Source organism: Halorientalis marina (assembly GCF_023028345.1).
Classification (GTDB): domain Archaea; phylum Halobacteriota; class Halobacteria; order Halobacteriales; family Haloarculaceae; genus Halorientalis; species Halorientalis marina.
Genome location: NZ_CP095488.1, coordinates 138,559 through 157,265 on the forward strand (window position 1 = coordinate 138,559; position 18,707 = coordinate 157,265).

The 18,707-nt window shown below is 67.3% G+C and carries 16 protein-coding genes; 8 read left to right on the forward strand and 8 right to left on the reverse strand.

Annotated elements, in window-relative coordinates; genetic code table 11:
• Positions 1-141: 141 nt before the first annotated feature.
• Together MUG96_RS19670 and epsC are read right to left on the reverse strand one after the other, a co-directional pair.
• Positions 142-1,056, reverse strand: a complete 915-nt coding sequence (locus tag MUG96_RS19670; protein WP_246989352.1) for a bifunctional 5,10-methylenetetrahydrofolate dehydrogenase/5,10-methenyltetrahydrofolate cyclohydrolase — start codon at positions 1,054-1,056, stop codon at positions 142-144.
• A 247-nt stretch (positions 1,057-1,303) separates the two neighbouring features.
• Positions 1,304-2,209, reverse strand: a complete 906-nt coding sequence (gene epsC / locus MUG96_RS19675) for a serine O-acetyltransferase EpsC (RefSeq protein ID WP_246989355.1) — start codon at positions 2,207-2,209, stop codon at positions 1,304-1,306.
• Positions 2,210-2,324: 115 nt separating this feature from the next.
• Between epsC and MUG96_RS19680 the strand changes: the two genes are divergently transcribed.
• Positions 2,325-2,525 (forward strand): hypothetical protein, encoded by a 201-nt coding sequence (locus MUG96_RS19680; RefSeq protein WP_246989357.1) that lies wholly within the window; start codon positions 2,325-2,327, stop codon positions 2,523-2,525.
• 18 nt (positions 2,526-2,543) lie between these two features.
• On the opposite strand, the gene MUG96_RS19685 is transcribed toward MUG96_RS19680, so the two are convergent.
• The gene (locus MUG96_RS19685) at positions 2,544-3,437 is read right to left on the reverse strand and encodes a bifunctional methylenetetrahydrofolate dehydrogenase/methenyltetrahydrofolate cyclohydrolase (RefSeq protein ID WP_246989359.1); all 894 of its coding nucleotides are present in this window, start codon (positions 3,435-3,437) and stop codon (positions 2,544-2,546) included.
• 304 nt (positions 3,438-3,741) lie between these two features.
• On the opposite strand from MUG96_RS19685, the gene MUG96_RS19690 reads away from it, so the two are divergent.
• Together MUG96_RS19690 and MUG96_RS19695 are read left to right on the forward strand one after the other, a co-directional pair.
• Entirely contained in the window at positions 3,742-5,250 is a 1,509-nt protein-coding gene (locus tag MUG96_RS19690; protein WP_246989361.1) for an anthranilate synthase component I family protein, read from the forward strand.
• On the forward strand, positions 5,247-5,819 hold the full coding sequence (locus tag MUG96_RS19695; RefSeq protein ID WP_246989363.1) for an anthranilate synthase component II: 573 nt from the start codon (positions 5,247-5,249) through the stop codon (positions 5,817-5,819). Before MUG96_RS19690 ends, MUG96_RS19695 begins: the two co-directional genes overlap by 4 nt.
• 8 nt (positions 5,820-5,827) lie before the next feature.
• Here the strand turns inward: MUG96_RS19695 and MUG96_RS19700 are convergent, their stop codons facing one another.
• The 3 genes from MUG96_RS19700 to MUG96_RS19710 form a co-directional block, all read right to left on the reverse strand.
• The gene (locus MUG96_RS19700; protein ID WP_246989365.1) at positions 5,828-7,690 is read right to left on the reverse strand and encodes a BCCT family transporter; all 1,863 of its coding nucleotides are present in this window, start codon (positions 7,688-7,690) and stop codon (positions 5,828-5,830) included.
• 66 nt (positions 7,691-7,756) lie between these two features.
• On the reverse strand, positions 7,757-8,302 hold the full coding sequence (locus tag MUG96_RS19705; RefSeq protein WP_246989367.1) for a hypothetical protein: 546 nt from the start codon (positions 8,300-8,302) through the stop codon (positions 7,757-7,759).
• Positions 8,303-8,377: 75 nt separating this feature from the next.
• Positions 8,378-9,607 (reverse strand): NAD-binding protein, encoded by a 1,230-nt coding sequence (locus tag MUG96_RS19710; RefSeq protein ID WP_246989369.1) that lies wholly within the window; start codon positions 9,605-9,607, stop codon positions 8,378-8,380.
• A gap of 216 nt (positions 9,608-9,823) precedes the next feature.
• Between MUG96_RS19710 and MUG96_RS19715 the strand changes: the two genes are divergently transcribed.
• The gene (locus tag MUG96_RS19715; protein WP_246989371.1) at positions 9,824-10,204 is read left to right on the forward strand and encodes a Rid family detoxifying hydrolase; all 381 of its coding nucleotides are present in this window, start codon (positions 9,824-9,826) and stop codon (positions 10,202-10,204) included.
• Positions 10,205-10,450: 246 nt separating this feature from the next.
• Positions 10,451-11,896, forward strand: a complete 1,446-nt coding sequence (locus tag MUG96_RS19720; RefSeq protein WP_246989373.1) for an RNA-guided endonuclease InsQ/TnpB family protein — start codon at positions 10,451-10,453, stop codon at positions 11,894-11,896.
• A gap of 52 nt (positions 11,897-11,948) precedes the next feature.
• Here MUG96_RS19720 and MUG96_RS19725 read toward each other — a convergent pair whose 3' ends face one another.
• Complete coding sequence (locus MUG96_RS19725) at positions 11,949-12,221, reverse strand: DUF8113 family protein (protein WP_246989376.1); 273 nt, start codon at positions 12,219-12,221, stop codon at positions 11,949-11,951.
• Between the two features lie 219 nt (positions 12,222-12,440).
• Between MUG96_RS19725 and MUG96_RS19730 the strand changes: the two genes are divergently transcribed.
• The 3 genes from MUG96_RS19730 (at position 12,441) to folE (ending at position 18,124) form a co-directional block, all read left to right on the forward strand.
• Positions 12,441-13,964: an NADH-ubiquinone oxidoreductase-F iron-sulfur binding region domain-containing protein gene (locus tag MUG96_RS19730; protein WP_246989377.1), complete on the forward strand. Its 1,524-nt coding sequence runs from the start codon at positions 12,441-12,443 to the stop codon at positions 13,962-13,964.
• A complete protein-coding gene (gene fdhF / locus MUG96_RS19735) occupies positions 13,961-17,314 on the forward strand; it encodes a formate dehydrogenase subunit alpha (RefSeq protein WP_246989380.1) in 3,354 nt (1,117 codons plus the stop codon). The genes MUG96_RS19730 and fdhF overlap by 4 nt, the downstream gene beginning before the upstream one ends.
• A 174-nt stretch (positions 17,315-17,488) precedes the next feature.
• Positions 17,489-18,124 (forward strand): GTP cyclohydrolase I, encoded by a 636-nt coding sequence (gene folE / locus MUG96_RS19740; protein WP_246989382.1) that lies wholly within the window; start codon positions 17,489-17,491, stop codon positions 18,122-18,124.
• A gap of 49 nt (positions 18,125-18,173) precedes the next feature.
• Here folE and MUG96_RS19745 read toward each other — a convergent pair whose 3' ends face one another.
• Positions 18,174-18,659, reverse strand: coding sequence for a universal stress protein (locus MUG96_RS19745; protein ID WP_246989383.1), 486 nt, complete (start codon positions 18,657-18,659; stop codon positions 18,174-18,176).
• Positions 18,660-18,707 lie beyond the last annotated feature (48 nt).

The window sequence follows — 18,707 nt, forward strand, 5'->3', positions numbered from 1 at the left end:
CGCTCGTTGATCTGCTAATCGTTCTATGACAGCCTCGTGGGGGTCAACACAGGAGGATCATCAATTACGCGCAGCAATTTCTTCGGGACCGGCCTCGGATAAGGGATGCGTCCCTACGCGTCATCGGCCAAACACCGCCCGTCACCGGGGGCCAGTGATCGCGTCCTGGAGGCCCGCTTGACGGGCGGTGACAGTGACGACGTTGCGCAGGAGGAACGCGACTGTAAGCGGCCCGACACCGCCGGGAACCGGCGTGATTGCGCCGGCTTTCGCTTTCGTGCTCTCGTAGTCCACGTCACCGACCAATTTGTACCCCTGTTTCGTCGTATCGGGAACGCGATTGACGCTCACGTCGACGACCGCAACCCCCGCGGAGAGCATCGTCCCATCGACCAGACGCGGCGTGCCGGCTGCCGTGACGACGATGTCGGCCGCGCGGGTCTTCGCCGCAAGGTCCGCGGTCAGGGAGTGACAGACCGTCACCGTCGCGTCTCCGTCCGGCCCGCGAGCGAGAAGCAGATTGGCGAGCGGTCGACAGATAGCGGTGGTACGCCCGACGACGACGGCGTCCTGGCCTGCCGTCGGAACGTCGTACCCCCGCAGAAGGTGCAGGACAGCGGCAGGTGTGGCGGGCGTGATGCGCGGGTCGCCGGCGACGAGTCGCCCGAGGTTCGCGGGAGCGAAACAGTCCACGTCCTTCGCCGCTGGGACGCGCTGGCGGACCGCACCGGCGTCGACGTGGTCGGGAAACGGAACCTGCACGAAGACGGCCGTCACTTCGTCGTCGGCGGCCAGTCGCTCGACGGCGGCGTACAGATCGGCGGCCGGCGCGTCGGGGGCCACGTCGACACGTGTCGTCGGGATGCCGAAGTCGGCACAGACCTCGTGTTTCCGGTCCATGAACGCCGTCGCCGCGTCTTCGTCGCTCATCAGGACCGTCCCCAGGTGTGGCGTGACCCCGTCGTCGGCGAGGGCGTCGAGGTCCTCCCGGACATCGGCGCGCAGTTCGGACGCAAGGGGCGCGCCAGTCAACAGCGTGGGTTCCGTCACTGTCATTGTGCGTCCGGCAGGGAGCGGCAAAGAAGCTTCGCCGAACCGAATCGAGCCCACACTCGAGTGACATTTGGGCGGGGTCGTCCCGGCCGGACCGATCGTCTGTGCCGTACTGGTAGACGCACCGCGTCCCCCCGAAAAGGGCCGTGGAGACGGGGCCGACGGGGGGCCCACGGTGGAGCGTTCACCGGGCTGTCGCCCTCATGCCACCCGTGGACTGCCGGGCTTTGGCCTCGCTAACGTCCTAAAACTACGTGTCGTCGGTCACGATCTCACCGGCGTCTTCGACCGATTGGTCGGCTGGTTTCCGCTCCTGTGTCGGGTGGTCACTGACGTACACCTTGGTGTGGCTGGGAATGTCTTCAGTCACCCAGGAGTTCGCACCGATGCTGACGTGGTCGCCGACGGTGATATCACCCAGCACTTTCGTCCCCGCGCCGATGACGACGTGGTCGCCGATGTCCGGGTGGCGCTTGTACCCCTTCTTCAGTGCGTGTTCCTCGCCCTCTTCCGCCTCGAAGTGGAGGGCTCCGAGGGTCACGTCCTGGTAGAGCCGCACCCAGTCGCCGATGGTTGCGGTCTCCCCGACGACGACGCCGGTGCCGTGGTCGATGAAGAAGTGCTCGCCGATTTCGGCACCAGGATGGATGTCGATGCCCGTCTCGGTCTTCGCGTACTCGGTCAGTTCACGGGCGTACTCGGCGGCCCCAGCCTCGTAGAGCGCGTGCGCGACTCGCTGGACACTGATGGCGAGGAAGCCGGGATACGAGCGGATGATCTCCATGCAGGTCTTGGCTGCCGGGTCGCCCTTGTAGGCGGCCTCCACGTCTTTCTTTAGCAACTCGCGGATGCCCGGCAACTGGTCGATGATGTCGGTGACCGTCTCCGAAGGGTCGCCGTTCGCGTACGGGCGGACGCCGGCGGCGACGAGGGTCCCGAAGTCATCGAGACGGTTGAGCACCGCCAGGTCGTCCCGGAGCAGCTCCTTCGAGTTCCAGCAGGCGGGGAAGAAGAGTCGCTTGAGCACGTCGACCTCCTCGCGGCGGTGTTCTCGGTGTGGGAAGTTCGTCGGCGTCTGCGTCGGAAACGGGTCTTCGTCGGCCCCATAGGCGGCGAACAGGCGCTCGTGTGCATCGCCGGTGTACGTGTACTCCATATCGGACGTTGCGTGCGAACGGTCTTAGTTCGGCCGCCGCCGCTCGAACCGGCCGATTGCCCCCACGGCTGTGGTCGGGGGTAAATATTTGCGGGGGGCTAGCGAGTGTGTACGTATGAGTGGTGAGTGCCACTACTGTCACGGGATCGTCTCGGGGTTCGAGCGCAACCACATCGTCCTCGACGGTCACGCCGACCACGAGGTGTACGTCCACGAGCGGTGTGCAGCGGGGAACGGCCTCATCGAAAAGACGGCGGGACCTAGCGACGAGATGGCGATAACCTGTCCGGAGTGCGGGGCAGTCGAACGGCACTGACAGCCGCCAACGTGACCCTCACGGTAGGTCGACGTCGACACCGGATTGCAGGCTAGCCGCCTTGGCCGTGTTGTACATGAGCATCGCGATGGTTAGGGGGCCGACGCCGCCAGGCACCGGCGTGATGGCACTCGCTTTCCCTTTCGCGCTCTCGAAGTCCACGTCCCCGACCAGTTCGTACCCCTTCTCCGCGTCGGCCTCGACACGGTTGATACCAACGTCGATGACCGCGACCCCCTCGGAGAGCATCGAGCCGTCGATCATCTCCGGGACGCCGGCCGCGGCGATGAGGATGTCCGCCGCCCGTGTTTTGGCCGCGAGGTCCGCGGTCCGGGAGTGACAGACAGTGACCGTCGCGTTCCCACCCTCGCCGTACTGGAGGAGCAGGTTCGCCATCGGCTTGCCGACGATATCCGAGCGCCCGACCACCACCACGTCCGCTCCTTCGGTCGCGATGCCCTCGGCCGCGAGTATCTTCTGTACGCCGTGGGGCGTGCAAGGCTTGTAGCGGGCGTTCCCAGCTACCAGTCGGCCGACGTTCTCGGGATGGAACCCGTCGACGTCCTTCATGGGATCGATGCGCGACAGGACGGCCTCTTTGCTGACGTGGTCGGGAAGGGGCAACTGAACGAGGATACCGTGGACCGACGGGTCGGTGTTCAGGTCGTCGATGCGCTCGAAGAGCGCCGTCGCCGGTGCGTCCGGGTCGATTTCGTAGTGGAACCCCTCGATACCGATCTCCTCGCAGGCCTCCTGTTTCATCGAGACGTACGTCTCGCTGGCCCCATCGTCGCTCATCAACACCGTCGCCAGGCCCGGTTTCACGCCCGCCTCACTGAGGGTCGTCGCACAGCTCTCTACGTCCGCCGTGATGCGGTCCGCTATCGCGTTGCCGTCGATGATCGTAGTCATGGTGTGGTGTCGCCGTCACAGGTGGCCGACCCGACCACGGTACCGCCGGTCGCGGACGGTTCGGCGGCCAGGTCGCCACATGGAACGCGTGCATCTCACCAGTACCGCCACTCCCGTAACTGGCCGGCGGGAATAGTCCACCCTTTGAAACTCGGAACCTCGTCACGTCTACGAATCGACAGGAATTGTTTGAAAATCCGAACCCCATGGCCCGGAATCCGGACCCGCGGAAGGTTTTTCTCGAAAGGTCTGGTTGTTTTTACACAACCGTTTCGGGGCCGTCGGCCCCGATCAGGAGTCCCTCATGAGTCAGCCAGTGGTCGTCACCGACGCCGAATCGTTCGCCGACACCGCGGCGACGGCACCGGCCGGCGCTCGCGTGCCGGTCGAAGTGCGGGTCACCGTCGAAGACCCCTTCGCCGCCTACCGTCGCGCCCGCGACGGTGAGGCGGAGGGGGTCTACCTCGAAACGACGGGCGGACAGTCCGGCTGGGGCTACTTTGCCGTCGATCCCGTCGAGCGAGTACAGGTCAGGCCCGAGGTGGTCGCCCGCGGTGAAAAGAGTCCGAGCATCGCGGCCATCGACGGACTGCTCGACCGCGAACGCCTGGTCCGTGGCGACTGTGACGTGCCCTATCCCTGCGGGGCCTTCGGGTGGCTCTCCTACGACATCGCCCGCGAACTGGAGGACCTGCCCGCGACGACCGTATCCGACGGGCTCCCCCGGCTCCAACTCGGCGTCTTCGACCGCGTCGCTGCGTGGACGGAACCCCGCGACGGCGATGTCACCCTCCGCGTCACGGCCTGTCCGGTCGTCGACGGATTCCGGTCGCCGGCGGCGGCCTACGAGGACGGCCGCGCGGATGCCATTGCCCTCGCTGAGGCGGCCCTGCACGGTGACGAGACGGTCCACGCGCGTCCCACGGCGAGCAGACAGGCGACCTTCGAGAGCGAGTGCGGCGAGGCCGCCTTCGCAGAGCGCGTCCGCCGGATCAAGCGGTACGTCCGCGACGGCGACACCTTCCAGACCAACGTCTCTCACCGACTCGTCGCGCCCGTAGCCGTCCACCCCGTCGACACCTTCGCCGCCCTCCGCCGCGTGAACCCCGCACCCTACTCCGCGCTGCTGGAATTTCCCGGCGTCGACCTCGTCAGCGCCAGCCCCGAACTCCTGTTAGACGTCGAGGGCGACCGCCTGCTCACCGAACCCATCGCCGGCACGCGCCCCCGCGGGGACACGTCCGAAGAAGATGCGGCGCTCGAAGCGGAACTCGCGACCGACGAGAAAGAGCGGGCCGAGCACGCGATGCTCGTCGACCTCGAACGCAACGACCTCGGGAAGGTCAGCGAGTACGGCAGCGTCGAGGTCAGCGAGTACCGCCGCGTCGACCGCTACTCCGAGGTGATGCACCTCGTCTCCCTCGTCGAAGGCCAGGCCCGCGAAGAGGTGAGTATCGCCGACGCCGTCGCGGCGGTCTTCCCCGGCGGCACGATCACCGGCGCGCCCAAGCCCCGGACGATGGAGATTATCGACGAGGTCGAACGGTCCCGGCGGGGCCCCTACACAGGGAGCATCGCCGTGTTCGGCTTCGACGGCCGCGCGAAGCTGAACATCACCATTCGAACGCTCGTGCGCCACGCGGGCCAGTACCGCCTGCGGGTGGGCAGCGGGATCGTCCACGACTCGGTGCCCGAGCGGGAGTACCAGGAGACGCTGGACAAGGCGCGGGCGCTCGTGACCGCCGTCGACCAGGCGCTCGGTGATCAGGGCTCGTTCGCCGTCGAATCCAGTACCGCGGGTGGCGAGCGATGATCCTCATCATCGACAACTACGACTCCTTCGCCTACAACCTCGTCCAGTACGTTGGCGAGTTCGACGAGGTGACCGTCCGCCGCAACGACGCCATCGACGTGGCCGGCATCCGCGAGCTGGACCCCGACGGCGTCGTCGTCTCGCCCGGCCCCGGCACGCCACAGGAGGCCGGTGTCTCGATGCCCGTCTTCGCCGAGACGGAGTATCCCGCGCTCGGCGTCTGTCTCGGCCACCAGGCGCTCTGTGCCGCCAACGGCGCCGCGGTCGGCCACGCGCCGGCCGTCGTCCACGGAAAACCGTCCCCGGTCCACCACGACGGCGAGGGGCTGTTCGCGGGTGTCGACGACCCCTTCTCGGTCGGGCGGTACCACTCGCTGGCCGTTCAGCGCGACGACTTGCCCGGGAGCCTGGAAGAGACCGCACACACCGCCGACGAGCGCGACATCGTGATGGGCGTGCGCCACCGCGAGCGGCCACACATCGGCGTGCAGTTCCACCCGGAGAGCATCCTCACCGACGCCGGGAAGGGCATGATCGAGAGATTCTGTCGGACCGTCGCGAGCGCCTGAGGGCGATATCAGTCGTTTTCCTCGCCCGGCGGGTCGATATCGTGGTGGGTCTGGATCGACGGGAGCCGCTGGAGGACGCGCCTGCCGAGCGAGGTGTGGCCCTGTTCGCGCCGGTACAGCGTCAGGGTCAGCCCGGCGAGCGCGACCAGCGAGAGGAGGGCGAAGGGACCACCGGTCAGGACCGCGAGCGCCTGCAGGGTCTCCGCGCCGCCGACCAGCAGGACCGCGACGGCGACCGCGCCCTGGAAGCCGCCCCAGAAGGCGATGCTCCCCGCGGAGGGGGCCAGGCCCCGACGAGTCGCGAGGATCGCGACGACGAGCGTCGACGTGTCCGCGGAGGTCGTGATGAACACCACGATGAGCGCGAGAAAGAGGAACATCAACAGCTGACTGACCGGGAGCGCGGCAAAGAGCGGGAACCCGGCGACGGCCTCGGAACCGCCCCGCTCGGCGATGGCCCCGAGCACGTTCGCTTGCCCGCTGTGCTGGACGAACAGCGAGGTCCCCCCCAGTAACAGGAACCAGATCATCGTCGCCGCCGACGTGGCGACGACGCTCGTGAACACGACCGTCCTGACCCGACGGCCCCGCGAGAGGGCGGCGATGAACAGGCCGGCGAACGGCGCCCACGAGAACCACCACGACCAGTTCCAGACCGTCCAGTTCGCCACCCACTCGCCGCCCGTGTACAGGCTGAGCGGGACGAAGTTGACGACGTAATTACCCAGCGCCTGCGTGCCCGCTCGGAGGACGAACGACCGGGGACCGATGGCGAACAGGACGACGGCGAAGGCGACGAAGAGAACGACGTTGAGCGCCGCGATGCGTCGAATCCCGCGGTGGATACCGGTCACACACGAGAGAACGAAGATCAGCGTCAGGCCACCGACGAACAACAGGGGCCCGAGCGCCCCGGTACTGACACCCCACTGGAAGCCGATACCGGCGAGGAACTGCTGGCTCACCAGCGCGACGGAGGTGGCGATGCCGCCGATGGTCGCGAACACCGCGAGCGTGTCGACCAGCCGGCTCCAGACCGAGTCCAGTCCGTCGACGCCGAGGAACGGCGCGAGGATGGTCGACACCCGCAGGGGCGCGCCCCGGGTGAACACGAAATACGCCACCGGGACGCCGATGACGGTGTAGGCGCTCCAGGCCGAGACGCCCCAGTGGAACAGGGCGTAGGTGAGCGCGCCGGGGATCGCCGCGTTCGACTCCGCCGCCGCGCCGAAGTACGGCGGCGGCGTCTCGTAGTGAAAGAGCGCCTCGGCCGGTCCCCAGAACACCACGCCGGCGGCGATACCCGCGGTGAAGACCAGGGCGAAGTACGTAGGGTAGGTGTAACTCGGCTCCGTATCCGGCCCGCCGAGTTTCACTTCGCCCCACGGTCCGAGCAGGAGGACCAGACAGTAACAGACCGCGAGGAGGACCGCGCCGAGAAAGAGTGGGCCGAGGTCGCGGAGGACCGTGCTCGCAGCGGCGTCGACGACCGTCGTCGTGGCCGCCGGGAAGAGAAACTGGACGACGAAAAACAGCGTGAACACCAGCACCGGGAGGCCGAGCGTGATGGGATCCTGTCCGACGAGAAACTCCCGCACGACGTTTACGAACCGGGTTTGCCGGATACGCAGGAGGTACGGGTCGGCGTCGTCGGCCTCGTCGTCAGTCGAGTACGGAAGGACCGCGAGATAGCCGAGGCCGGACCCGAAAAACAGCAGCGAGACCGCCAGCCACACCTCGCCGGTGATGGCCGCGCCCACGAGCGAGGGAAAGAAAAACCCCGCTAGCACGACGGCACCGGCGACCACACAGAGCGGTAACAGCGTCCGCTCCAGCATCCGCTCGATGCCGCTGGCTCCGGACGTACTCATACCACGTGTGTGGGACGTGAACACGTATAGTATGTGGGGGCGGTGAGGGGCACTCGCCCCGCCGCGTCAGGTGTCTACCTGCTCGCAGGAGCGGTAGACCACGTACACGATGCCGTCACGGACGGCGATGCCCATTCCGGCCCGGAAACGCGTAGCGGGGCGAAAGCGCACGTCGTCCTCGTCGGCCGCCGCAATGGCGTCGGCGACGGCCGTGACAGTCGCCTCGGACGGCGGACTCGATACGTTTCCCACACGAACCCGGACGGGGAGTTGCGTACAGAACAGGCGGTGGTTCGGGAGCGTCGCGTTCGGGCGCCCGGGGAAGCCGGACGTGTCCCCGTCGGGCCAGTCCTCGAGGAGCGTGTCGGTGGTATCCTGTGCGATGCCGCGTATGAACCGGTCGCGGGGCATCGGGTCGCGCTCCTGGGCGATGCGGCGCTCGTCGAGTTCCTGCCAGACGGCCGCGCGCAGGCGATCCTCGCGCTCGTCGGTGGTGTCCGGGGGCAACAGTTCCCCTTCGGAGAACTGGACGACCCCGGCGATGGCGAGGAAGACAACGACGAATATCGCGCCGATGTCGATCAGGTCCAGTTGCCCGGCGTGCGACGCCATCACACACAGTTGGTCCCGCCGTCATTTGTATCATTCCGTGGCCCCGCCGACCGGGGGCAGTTCCGTCGTGACCGATCACTCGGGGTCGTCGTCGCCGAGAGACGACAGCGACGCGTCGGTCGCCGTGTCGTCGAGGACTGACTCCCCGAGGAGGCGGCCACCGATAGTCCGGGGGTTGATTATTTCGTCGGCACCGACGGCGGCGAGTTTGTCGACGTGTTTTCCTTCGTTGGCCGTCGCAACGACGCGCACGTCCGGCGCGACGTTCTTCGCGGCGAGGACGGCGAGGACGTTCTGGGCATCGTCCCGACCGCCGGCGACGACTCCACGGGCGGTCTCGACCTGTGCGTCCCGGAGGACCGACTCGTCGGTCGGGTCGTCGGTGAGGACGTTCACGTCGTCGTCGGTGAGGTCGGCGGCCACGTCCGCGTCGTCGGTCACGACGACTACGTCGGTCTCGTCGTCGAGCGTTTCCAGGAGCGATGCCGTGAGGTCGCCGTGTCCGAGGACCACCACGTGGTCCTCGAGGAGTTTGAGTTCCGAGACGGTCATGTTTCCGAACGCCGAGGCCATCCGCGACTCGATGGCGGGGCCGACCAGCGCCCCCACGGACACGGTGAAGGCCCCGGTCCCGAGGAGGATGATGGACAGCGAGAACCACTTGGCGACGGGCGTGGTCGGCGTCACGTCCCCGTAGCCCACCGTCGAGATGGTGACGACGACGTAGTACACCGCGTCGCTCCAGGTCGCGACGGACAACCCCCGGCCGCGGAGACCGTACGCGCCGACGGTTCCGTAGAGCATCACGCCGACGATGGACGACAGGGAGGCGATCTGGAGCGGTGAGAGATCGAGCGACTGGTCGAACTGGTCGCGGTTCCACACCAGCAGGGGGACGGTGACGGCGACGACGGCCAGCAGGGGCACGTCGGTCGTCTGGAGCGTCGTCAGCGGCAGGGCCGCGAGCACGGGCAACAGGACGAGTGCGGCCCGCCAGGCGAGGGCCTTCCGGCGCTGGAGGCCGACGGTCACCGGCCCAAGCAGGAACGAAAAGAGAACGCCGCCGAAGCGTGCGAACCCGTTCGCGGCCGGGAGGACGGACGCGAGCGGCCCGTCCAGCGCCAGCGTCGGCTGGCTGAGGTTCGACAGCCCCGTCACGAACGACAGCAAGGCGACGATGCCGACGAGGACTACCGCCGGCTTGGCTCCCGAGAACTGTTGCCAGTTGACGAACGGGATGTGCTCATCGGGGTAAAAAACCTCCTCGATGGCCCGGTCACTCTCCCGCTCGCGCGTGTCTGTCACTCTCTCACATTGGCGGACGCGGTACAAAAAAGACGCGGCGGGCCCGGCCGCCGTGGCTACCGTGACACTCAACAGCGATGGGTGTGACGGGTCAGGAGTATGACCTGCCAGCAGGCGGCCAGTGACTCCTTCCACGAGCGTTCATGAACGTGACAGGACGTGGCGCGACCAACGGCTGCCCGGTAATTGAAGGGCGGACCGCTGGAAACTCGGCGTATGAAGCGCGTGATCAGCACCGACGACGCCCCCGCGGCGGTGGGCGCGTACAGTCAGGCGACGACGAACGGTGACCTGCTCCTCACGGCCGGGCAACTCCCACTGACGACTGACGGGGAACTGCTCGACGGCGAACCGGTGGGTGAACAGACCAGACAGTGTCTCTGGAACGTCGAAGCCATCCTCGAATCGGAGGGCGCGTCGCTCGCGGACCTGCTCAAAACGACCGTCTACCTCGACGACATCGACGACTTCGACGCGTTCAACGAGGCCTACAGCGAGTTCTTCGACGAGGCGCCGCCGGCCCGGAGCGCCGTCGAGGCCGGGGCGGTCCCGAAAGGCGCCGCCGTCGAGATAGAAGCCATCGCAACGCTGGACTGAGCCGGCGGGCCGGATGCACCGGCCTACCTGTAACAGCGAGAGAGTCCCGCCCTTCCCGTGAGAGACGAGTGTTCCGACACGCGGTCGGAACCGAGGACCGAACAGGGCGGGCGTGAATCGCGTCTGCTCCGGTGAGAATCCGCCGAGTTACTGCTGATTTGAGCCTCCACTGAAACGGATCGACTTTTATTTTCACTGTGGATGGCTGACGTTCAAGTCCGAAGCGACCGTCTCTTGAAGCGGCTGATGAAGCGTACCAACACGTTCGCCGTGCAACCGCTCTCCGACGATGGTGAGCAACTGCTACGGGACCTGTTGGACGCTTCCGCCGCTCTCTGGAACGAGATCAACTACCAGCGCCTCATGCGCTACAACGACGAAGACGGCTTCGAGGGCGACGTATGGGACGCCGATACAGGCGCTCTCGAAGGCAAATACAAAGGCGTGCTTGGTGCGTCCACCGCCCAACAGGTGATACGCAAAAACAGCGAAGCGTGGTGCGGGTTCTTCGATACGAAAAACAAGTACCACGACGAGTCGAACACGTCGGTCACGGAACACCCCAAACCGCCGGGATTCCGTGGCAACGAGGACGATGGGCGACAACTCAAGACCGTCATTCGCAACACGTCATACACCGTCGAATGGGGCGAGCGGTCCCGGCTTGAGATACTGGTCGGGAGCGAGTTGAAAGACCGATACGACCACACCGGCCGCCTCCGACTCGAAATCGCTGGCGACCCGAATTGGCCCGACTACGAGAAACAGGGCCGGTTAGACCTGTGGTACGACGAGACTGATAGTACCTTCCGAGCTTCGCAACCCGTGACTATTACTGATGCACGGGACACTCCACTGGCCGACGAGACGGCCGCTCTGGACATTGGTGCGAACAATCTCGTTGCCTGTACCACCACGACCGGCGAGCAATACCTGTACGAGGGCCGCGAGTTGTTCCAGCGGTTCCGCGAGACGACGCGAGAAATTGCCCGGTTGCAGTCGAAACTCGAAGACGGCCGATACAGTAGCGAGCGTATCCGGCGGCTGTACCGCAAGCGAACTCGTCGCCGCGATCACGCTCAAGAAGCACTGTGTCGTGACCTGCTGGAACGGCTGTACGCCGACGGTGTCGATGCCGTGTATATCGGCGGCTTGACCGACGTACTCGAAACACACTGGTCGGTCGAAACCAACGCCAAGACCCACAACTTCTGGGCGTTCAAGCAATTCACCGATCGACTGGCGTGTACCGCCGAGGAATACGGTATCTCGGTCGAAGTTCGATCAGAAGCGTGGACCAGCCAGGAGTGCCCGCAGTGCGGTTCAACAGATCGGACGACACGACATAAGGACACGCTCACCTGTCCGTGTAGCTTCGAGGGGCACGCTGACCTCACAGCCTCAGAAACGTTCCTGAGACGTCATCAGAACTCGGGGAGTTTTGATTGGCGGATGAGACGCGAAGCGTCTCGTCAACGGCACACAGAGAAAGCAGTCAGGCCGATGGCACGGCCCGTGTCCTCGGAAATCGGAGATTTCCGGGATGCCGAAAACGCGCAGCGTTTTCGAGCACGGTTCGAGTGGGACGACCACGAATGGTCGGAGTCACCACGCTCTCACCGTCCCAAAGAACAGCGCACAGACCCGAGTACCGTCCACCGCAACGGGAATGTTGCTTCCGGGGAATCTTAGACCGGCTGAAACTCCCACGGAGGAAACCGCGCCGTTCACGGCGCGGAGGATGTCATCGCAGTTCCATGTGTTCGGCCCGCTCGACGGCGAGGTCGGCCACCTCCTCGACGCTCCGCTCCGAGCGGTCGGCCAGTACCCGGCAGAGCATCCCGAGCTGGACCGCCGCGGCCTCGCGGAGCTGCTCGGCCGATTCAGTGTCGTTGCCCAGGTAGTACTCGTGGCGGCCGTCCTCGTGGACGAGGCCGGCGTACACCGACCGGAGGTCACCCTCCGTGATGGCCGCCGCCGCCTCCGTCCGCGTCTCCTCGAATCGGGGATTCGACATTACGACGAACACCGGCGGCCACGCCCCTAATCCCTTCGCACCGATCCTGACAGTCCCGGGTGTCGCCAGCGCAACCTATCACCCCACGTATCGGTTGTGTTCGCCACGCCCGGCGGCGCGCCGCGTCCCCGGCACCGACCCGGAACGTCGATACCGGTTCGGCACGCACACCGTCGCAGTGTGTGGGATTTTTACTCCTGCCCTCCGATGTGTGGGGTTATGATACAGAACGCAGGTGCCGTGGGTCGCTCGCCCGTGGTGCGCGTCGCGGCGGCCGCCGGATCCGGGGCCGCGGAGCGCGTCGTACAGGCGGCGCGGGACGCGGCCGACGCAGTACCGGTGTGCCGGACCGGGCCGGCCGGCGTCGACGCGTACGAACCGCTCGTCCTCGCGACAAGTGACGGCACGACGGCGTTCGTCCCCGACCCGTCGGTGCCGGCGGTCGAGGGACTCGTGGCGACAGTGGCCGACGGCGACCTCCCGACCGAGGACGCCGTCGCCGTGGTGGAGCACGACCCGGACCGCGCGACGCTCCCCGTCCCCGACGACGGCCCGCTCGCGGTGGGTCGACGGGCCGTGCTGGGACCGTGCGGATGGGTCGACCCGTTCGCTCCAGAGGACACGGCGTTAGTCTCGACGGATTCGACAGCCCTCGAGGCGACCGACAGCGGCCTGCGCGGTCGCGGTCGGGGCGACGCGGCCGCCGACGAGGCGGCCGCGGAGACGTGGGCGACGGTTCGGTCGGCGGACGGCGACCCCGTGGTCGTCTGTAACGCCAACGAGTCCCGGACGGAACAACGGGCCGACGAGACGCTGCTGGGCGGCGCGCCGCTCGCGGTACTCGACGGCATCGCGGCCGTCGCCGCGTACGTCGGGGCCGAGGACGCCGTGGTCTACGTGAACGAGGACGACGACGCCCTGCACCGCCACCTCCGCGTGGCGGTCGACGCGGTCGCCGACCACCTGCCGGTCGTCCCGCAACTGGTCGTCGGTCCCGACGAATACCGCGCCGGCGGTCCAACGGCGGCACTGGAGGCGCTGGAGGGGGCCGACCGCATCGAACCGCGACTCCAGCCGCCCACGCCGGCGACCCACGGCCTCTACGGGCGGCCAACGGTCGTCCACACGCCCCGGACGTTCGCGCAGGTCCGGCGGGCCGTCCGGTACCCCGACGCGTTCGAGGCCAGCACCGGCGACCCGGGAACGCGGGTCCTGACGGTGACCGGCGACGTGACCGCGCCGGCGACGGTCGAACTCGGTCCGGACGCGAGCCTCGCCGCGGTCCGCGAGGCGGTCGACGAGACGGGGGCGTTCAAGATGGCCTGTGTCGGTGGTGTCCTCGGCGGCATCACGCGCGACCTCGACGTGGCCGCCAGCGGGCGGGCACGCGACGCCGCCGGCCTCGGCACCGACGCCGTCGTGGAGCTGCTGAACCAGCGGCGCTGTCCGCTGGCCGACGCCGGGGAGCGAGCGCGGTTCGCGGCGACGGCGAACAGCGGGCGCTGTGTCCCCGGGCGCGAGGGGACGAAACAGCTCGCCGAACTCCTGCGTGACGTGTACGACGGCGACTTCGAGACGGACAAGATACGCGAACTCGGGCGCGTGATGGCCCGGTCGAGCAACTGTCGGACCGGCGCGCACGCGCCCCGACCGGTGACGACCGCCATCGACGCCTTCGAACCGGAGTTCCGCGCCCATGCCAACGGCCGCTGTCCCAGCGGCGCCTGCACGGAGGAACTATGAGCACCGACGACACCAGTCCCGACGACGCACTGCCGGGCGTGCCGGACCTGACGGACCCACAGCCGTCGACACCGGTCACCGCCGAGTTCGAGACCGGCACCGCGAACGACCCCGACGTGGGCACCGCGGGCGACGAGTCGACCAGCGTGACCGTCGACGGCCACGACGTGACCGTTCCGGGCGGCTCGACGCTCATCGACGCGCTCCAGGCCCTCGACGACGACGTCGTCAGCGTCGACCCCGGCGCGGACGGCGTCGCGGACGACGCCGACGTGCCCGCGCTCTGTTACTACGACCGCGGCGGCGATTGCAGCGACGAGATCGGCCCACGCAGCGAGTGTCGTACCTGCATGGTCGAGACCGAGGAACACGGCCTCGTCCCCTCGTGTTCGTACCCGGCCGAGGACGGCCTGACGGTGCGGACGGACACGCCCGACGCCGAGGAAGCCCGCTCCGTCAACCTCGATCTGGTGCTCTCGAACCACAACCTCCGGTGTACCACCTGCAACGGCAATGGCCGGTGTGAACTGCAGGACGCGGCCATCAGCGAGGGTGTCGACCACCCCCGGTACGGAGTGTTCTCCGACCGCGACCAGTACGAACCGGTCGACGATACCTCCTCGTTCATCCAGATCGACCGCAACAAGTGCATCCTCTGCAATCGGTGCGTCGAGGGCTGCAACGACGTGCAGGTCGAGGGCGTCCTCCGCATCGAGGGCCACGGCGAGGACACCCGCATCGGCTTCCAGTCCGACGCCGAGACGATGGACGACTCCACCTGCGTCTCCTGTGGACACTGCGCGACCGTCTGCCCGACCGGTGCGCTCACCGAGAAGGGCATCGGTGGGGCCGCCACCCTCCCCCTGCCGGGGTTCACCCAGCGCAACTCCATCGGCAAGGTCATCGAGCGCGAACCCGCGGAGACGCTCGACGACACCGAGGCCCCGAACCGCTCGGCGAACCCGGGTGGAAGACGGAGCCGCGAGAGCGGCCCGGGCGGCGTGACGGCGGCCGCCAGCGAGGAGACGGGCCTCTCGAAGTTCATGTCCTCTGCCAAGCGCCGGGCCGGCGACCTGGCGAAGCAGTACGGCAAGCGGGCGTTCCTCGCGGGCGAACACACCGCCGAGGCCATCGCGGCCAACACCATGCCCGAGGGCGTCCTGTTCGACATCGCCGACAAGGTCAGCGACTACCGCCTCGGCAAAATCGACAAGCAGGAGACGACCTGCGGGTTCTGTGCAGTCGGCTGTCGCTTCGAGATGTGGGGCAAGGACGGCGACTCGCTGGGCGTCGTGCCCGTCGACGACCCCGACCAGGCCCCCGCCAACAACTTCTCGACCTGCGTGAAGGGGAAGTTCGGCCACGAGTTCGCCAACAGTAAACGCCGGCTCACGGAGCCACAGGTTCGCAACGAGAACGGCGAACTCGAACCCGTCTCCTGGGAGGAGGCGCTGGACTACGTCGCCGACCGGCTCTCCGATATCCAGGACGAGCACGGCATCGACGCGGTTGGCTGTCTCGCCTCCTCGAAGGGGAGCAACGAGGAAGCCTACCTCGTCCAGAAGTTCGCCCGACAGGTGCTGGGGACGAAGAACATCGACAACTGCGCGCGGCTCTGTCACTCTTCGACGGTCGCCGCGCTCCAGCAGACGGTCGGGTTCGGCGCGATGACCAACCGCATCAACGAGGACGTCGGCGAGGCCGACGCCTACCTCATCAGCGGGTCGAACACCACCGAGTCCCACCCGGTGCTCGCCACGCGCATCAAGCAGAACGTCCGGGACGGCGCCGACCTCGTCGTCTTCGACCCGCGGAAGATCGGGATCGCGGAACACGCCGATCAGTACACCCGCACGAACCCAGGCTACGACGTGGCCTGGCTCAACGGGATGATTCGGTACATCATCGAGCACGACCTCCACGACGAGTCGTTCATCGAGCGCAACACCAAGAACTTCGAGAAAGTGAAAGAGAAGGTTCAGGCGTTCACCCCCGAGAAAGTCGAGGAACTGGCGGGCGTGCCCGCGGACGAACTCGCGAGCGCGGCGGAGACGCTGGCGGCCGCCGACACCGTCGTCTTCGGTTGGGCGATGGGGATGACCCAGCAGAGCCACGGCACGGAGAACCTGCTCGCGATGGCCGACCTCGCGCTCGTGCTGGGCCAGGTCGGCAAGCCCGGCGCGGGCCTGTCGCCGTTCCGCGGCCAGAACAACGTCCAGGGCGGCGGCGGCGACATGGGCACGCTCCCCGGGAGCCTCCCGGGCTACCAGAACCCCGCCGACGACGAGGTGGGCGAGAAGTTCGCGGACGCCTGGGGCGAGCGCCCGCCCGAGGAACCCGGCCTGAAGGTGCCGGAGATGCTGGAGGAGGCCCACGCGGGTAACCTCCGGGCGATGTACGTCGTCGGCGAGAACCCCGCGCTCTCGGAGCCGGATATCACGCACGCCGAGGAGGCGCTGGCCGACCTGGACTTCCTCGTCGTGCAGGACATCTTCCACACCGAGACCGCCGAACACGCCGACGTGCTCCTGCCGGCGGCCACCTCGCCCGAGAAACACGGCACGTTCACCAACACCGAGCGCCGCGTCCAGCGAGTCCGCCCCACGTCCGACCCGCCAGGAGAGGCCCGTCAGGACTGGGAGATCACGCAGGGACTCGCCCGGCGACTCGGCTACGACTGGGGCTACGACCACCCCCGCGAGGTGATGGACGAGATCAACGACCTCGTCCCCATCTACGGTGGCGTCACCTACGAACGGCTGGAGGAGGGACCGGAACACGGCCTCCAGTGGCCCTGCCCGGACGAGGACCACCCCGGCACGCCGTACCTCTACGACTACGAGGAGGGGGACTTCAACTTCGAGGACGGGAAGGCGCGCTTCGTCCCGGCCGACGGCGGTCATCCAGGTGAACTCCCCGACGAGGAGTTCCCGCTCACGCTCACGTCCGGCCGCGTCCTCTACCACTGGCACACCGGCCAGATCACGCGACGCGTCGAGGGGCTGATGAACCACGTCGGCGAGTCCTTCGTCGAAATCCATCCCGAGACGGCCGCCGAACTCGGCGTCGAGGACGAGGAATACGTTCGCGTCGAGTCACGCAGAGGCGATATCGCCGTCCGCGCAGAGGTGACTGACCGGGTCGGTCCCGGGACGGTGTTCATCCCGATGCACTTCGCCGCCGGCGCGGTCAACACGCTCACCGGCGAGACGTTCGATCCGACCGCCGGCATTCCGGAGTACAAGGTCTCGAGCGTCCGCCTCGAACCGCTCGGGCCCGACACCGACGAGGAGTTGCTCCGGCGACCCGACGTGGGTCCCGGCAGTCGGGCGGGCGGCGACGACGACTGAACGAGCGCTGTCACCGGTACTTCCGAAGCGCGGTCGGCGTCCCGACCGCCGCGCCGTCCACAACCTCGACCAGTCGGTTCACCGACCGGACGTTGACTCTTTTCACAGCAATAGTGTTGTGAAGACTGTGGTGGTCGCCAGCCTTTATGAGCGCGAGTGCCTGCCTCGGAACGAATGGACTCGCAGGACAGAGAGCGCGAGCAGGGATACGAGACTGGGCCCGATCGGCCGGGACCGTCGACGGAGTTCGACGCGGCGAAGGCCCGCGAGGGCGCACGCCTCTTGTTGGAAGCAGTCGGGCGGAACCCGAACGAGACCGGCCTCTACGACACGTGGGACCGGCGCGTGCCGGCCATGCTGGAGACGCTGACGGCGGGCAGACGGCCGACGGAGAAGCCGGTGATGCGGACCTTCCCGGCAGAGACCGACGGCCTGATCGTGAAGACCGGGATTCCGCTGTACAGCATGTGCGAACACCACCTCCTGCCATTCCACGGCGTCGCCCACGTCGCCTACCTACCGGGCGAGGAGATGGTCGGCCTCTCGAAACTCGTGCGGTACGTCCGCTGGCGCGCACGCCGACTGACGACACAGGAAGCACTCACGGCGGGGCTCGCGACCGGCCTCCGTGACGAACTCGACGCGCGAGGCGTCCTCGTCGAAGTGACGGCGAACCACCTGTGCGAGGCGATGCGCGGTGTCGAGACGGCGACAGCGACGACCACCCGTGAGACACTCGGATCGATCACGGAAGCCGACCGCGAGTCGTTCCGCGAATCGATCCGCCGGCCCGACGGTGGCGGCTGCTGAGCCCTTCCCGGACCCAGGTCGGCACCGCCGGGGCGGCCGTCGGTGTGACTCAGCGGTGGATCGTGTCTTCGGCCGACGGGAGCATCCAGCGGAGCGACTCGGTGGGTCGTTTGTAGACGACCGTCACGGGCACGTCGACGAGACGGACGACCTTGTCCGCCGTGCTCCCGAGCAGCATCTCCTCGACGCCGCCCAGGCCGCGCGAGCCGATCACGACCATGTCGATGTCGTTCTCTTCGACGTACGAGGCGATCTTCTTGTTCGCGATTCCGGTCTCGACGGTGGTGATGCAGTCGAGGCCCGCGTCCTCGGCGAGGTCGGCGACCTCACCGGTGATCCGCTCGCCGTACTCGATGTACTCGGCACGTTTCTCGTCCTGTTCGCCAGTGATGGGCACGATCTTCGCCTCGAACTCGTCGACGACGTGAAGCGCGTGGACGGTCGCGTCGAGTTCGCTCGCCAGCCGGATTCCCTCTTCTACCGCGTTCCCCGCCTGTTCGCTCCCGTCAGTGGGAACGAGGAGGTTGTCGTACATCCCTTTCTAGAGAATTGTTGGCGATGAATTAAATCTAGTGTACGCGGT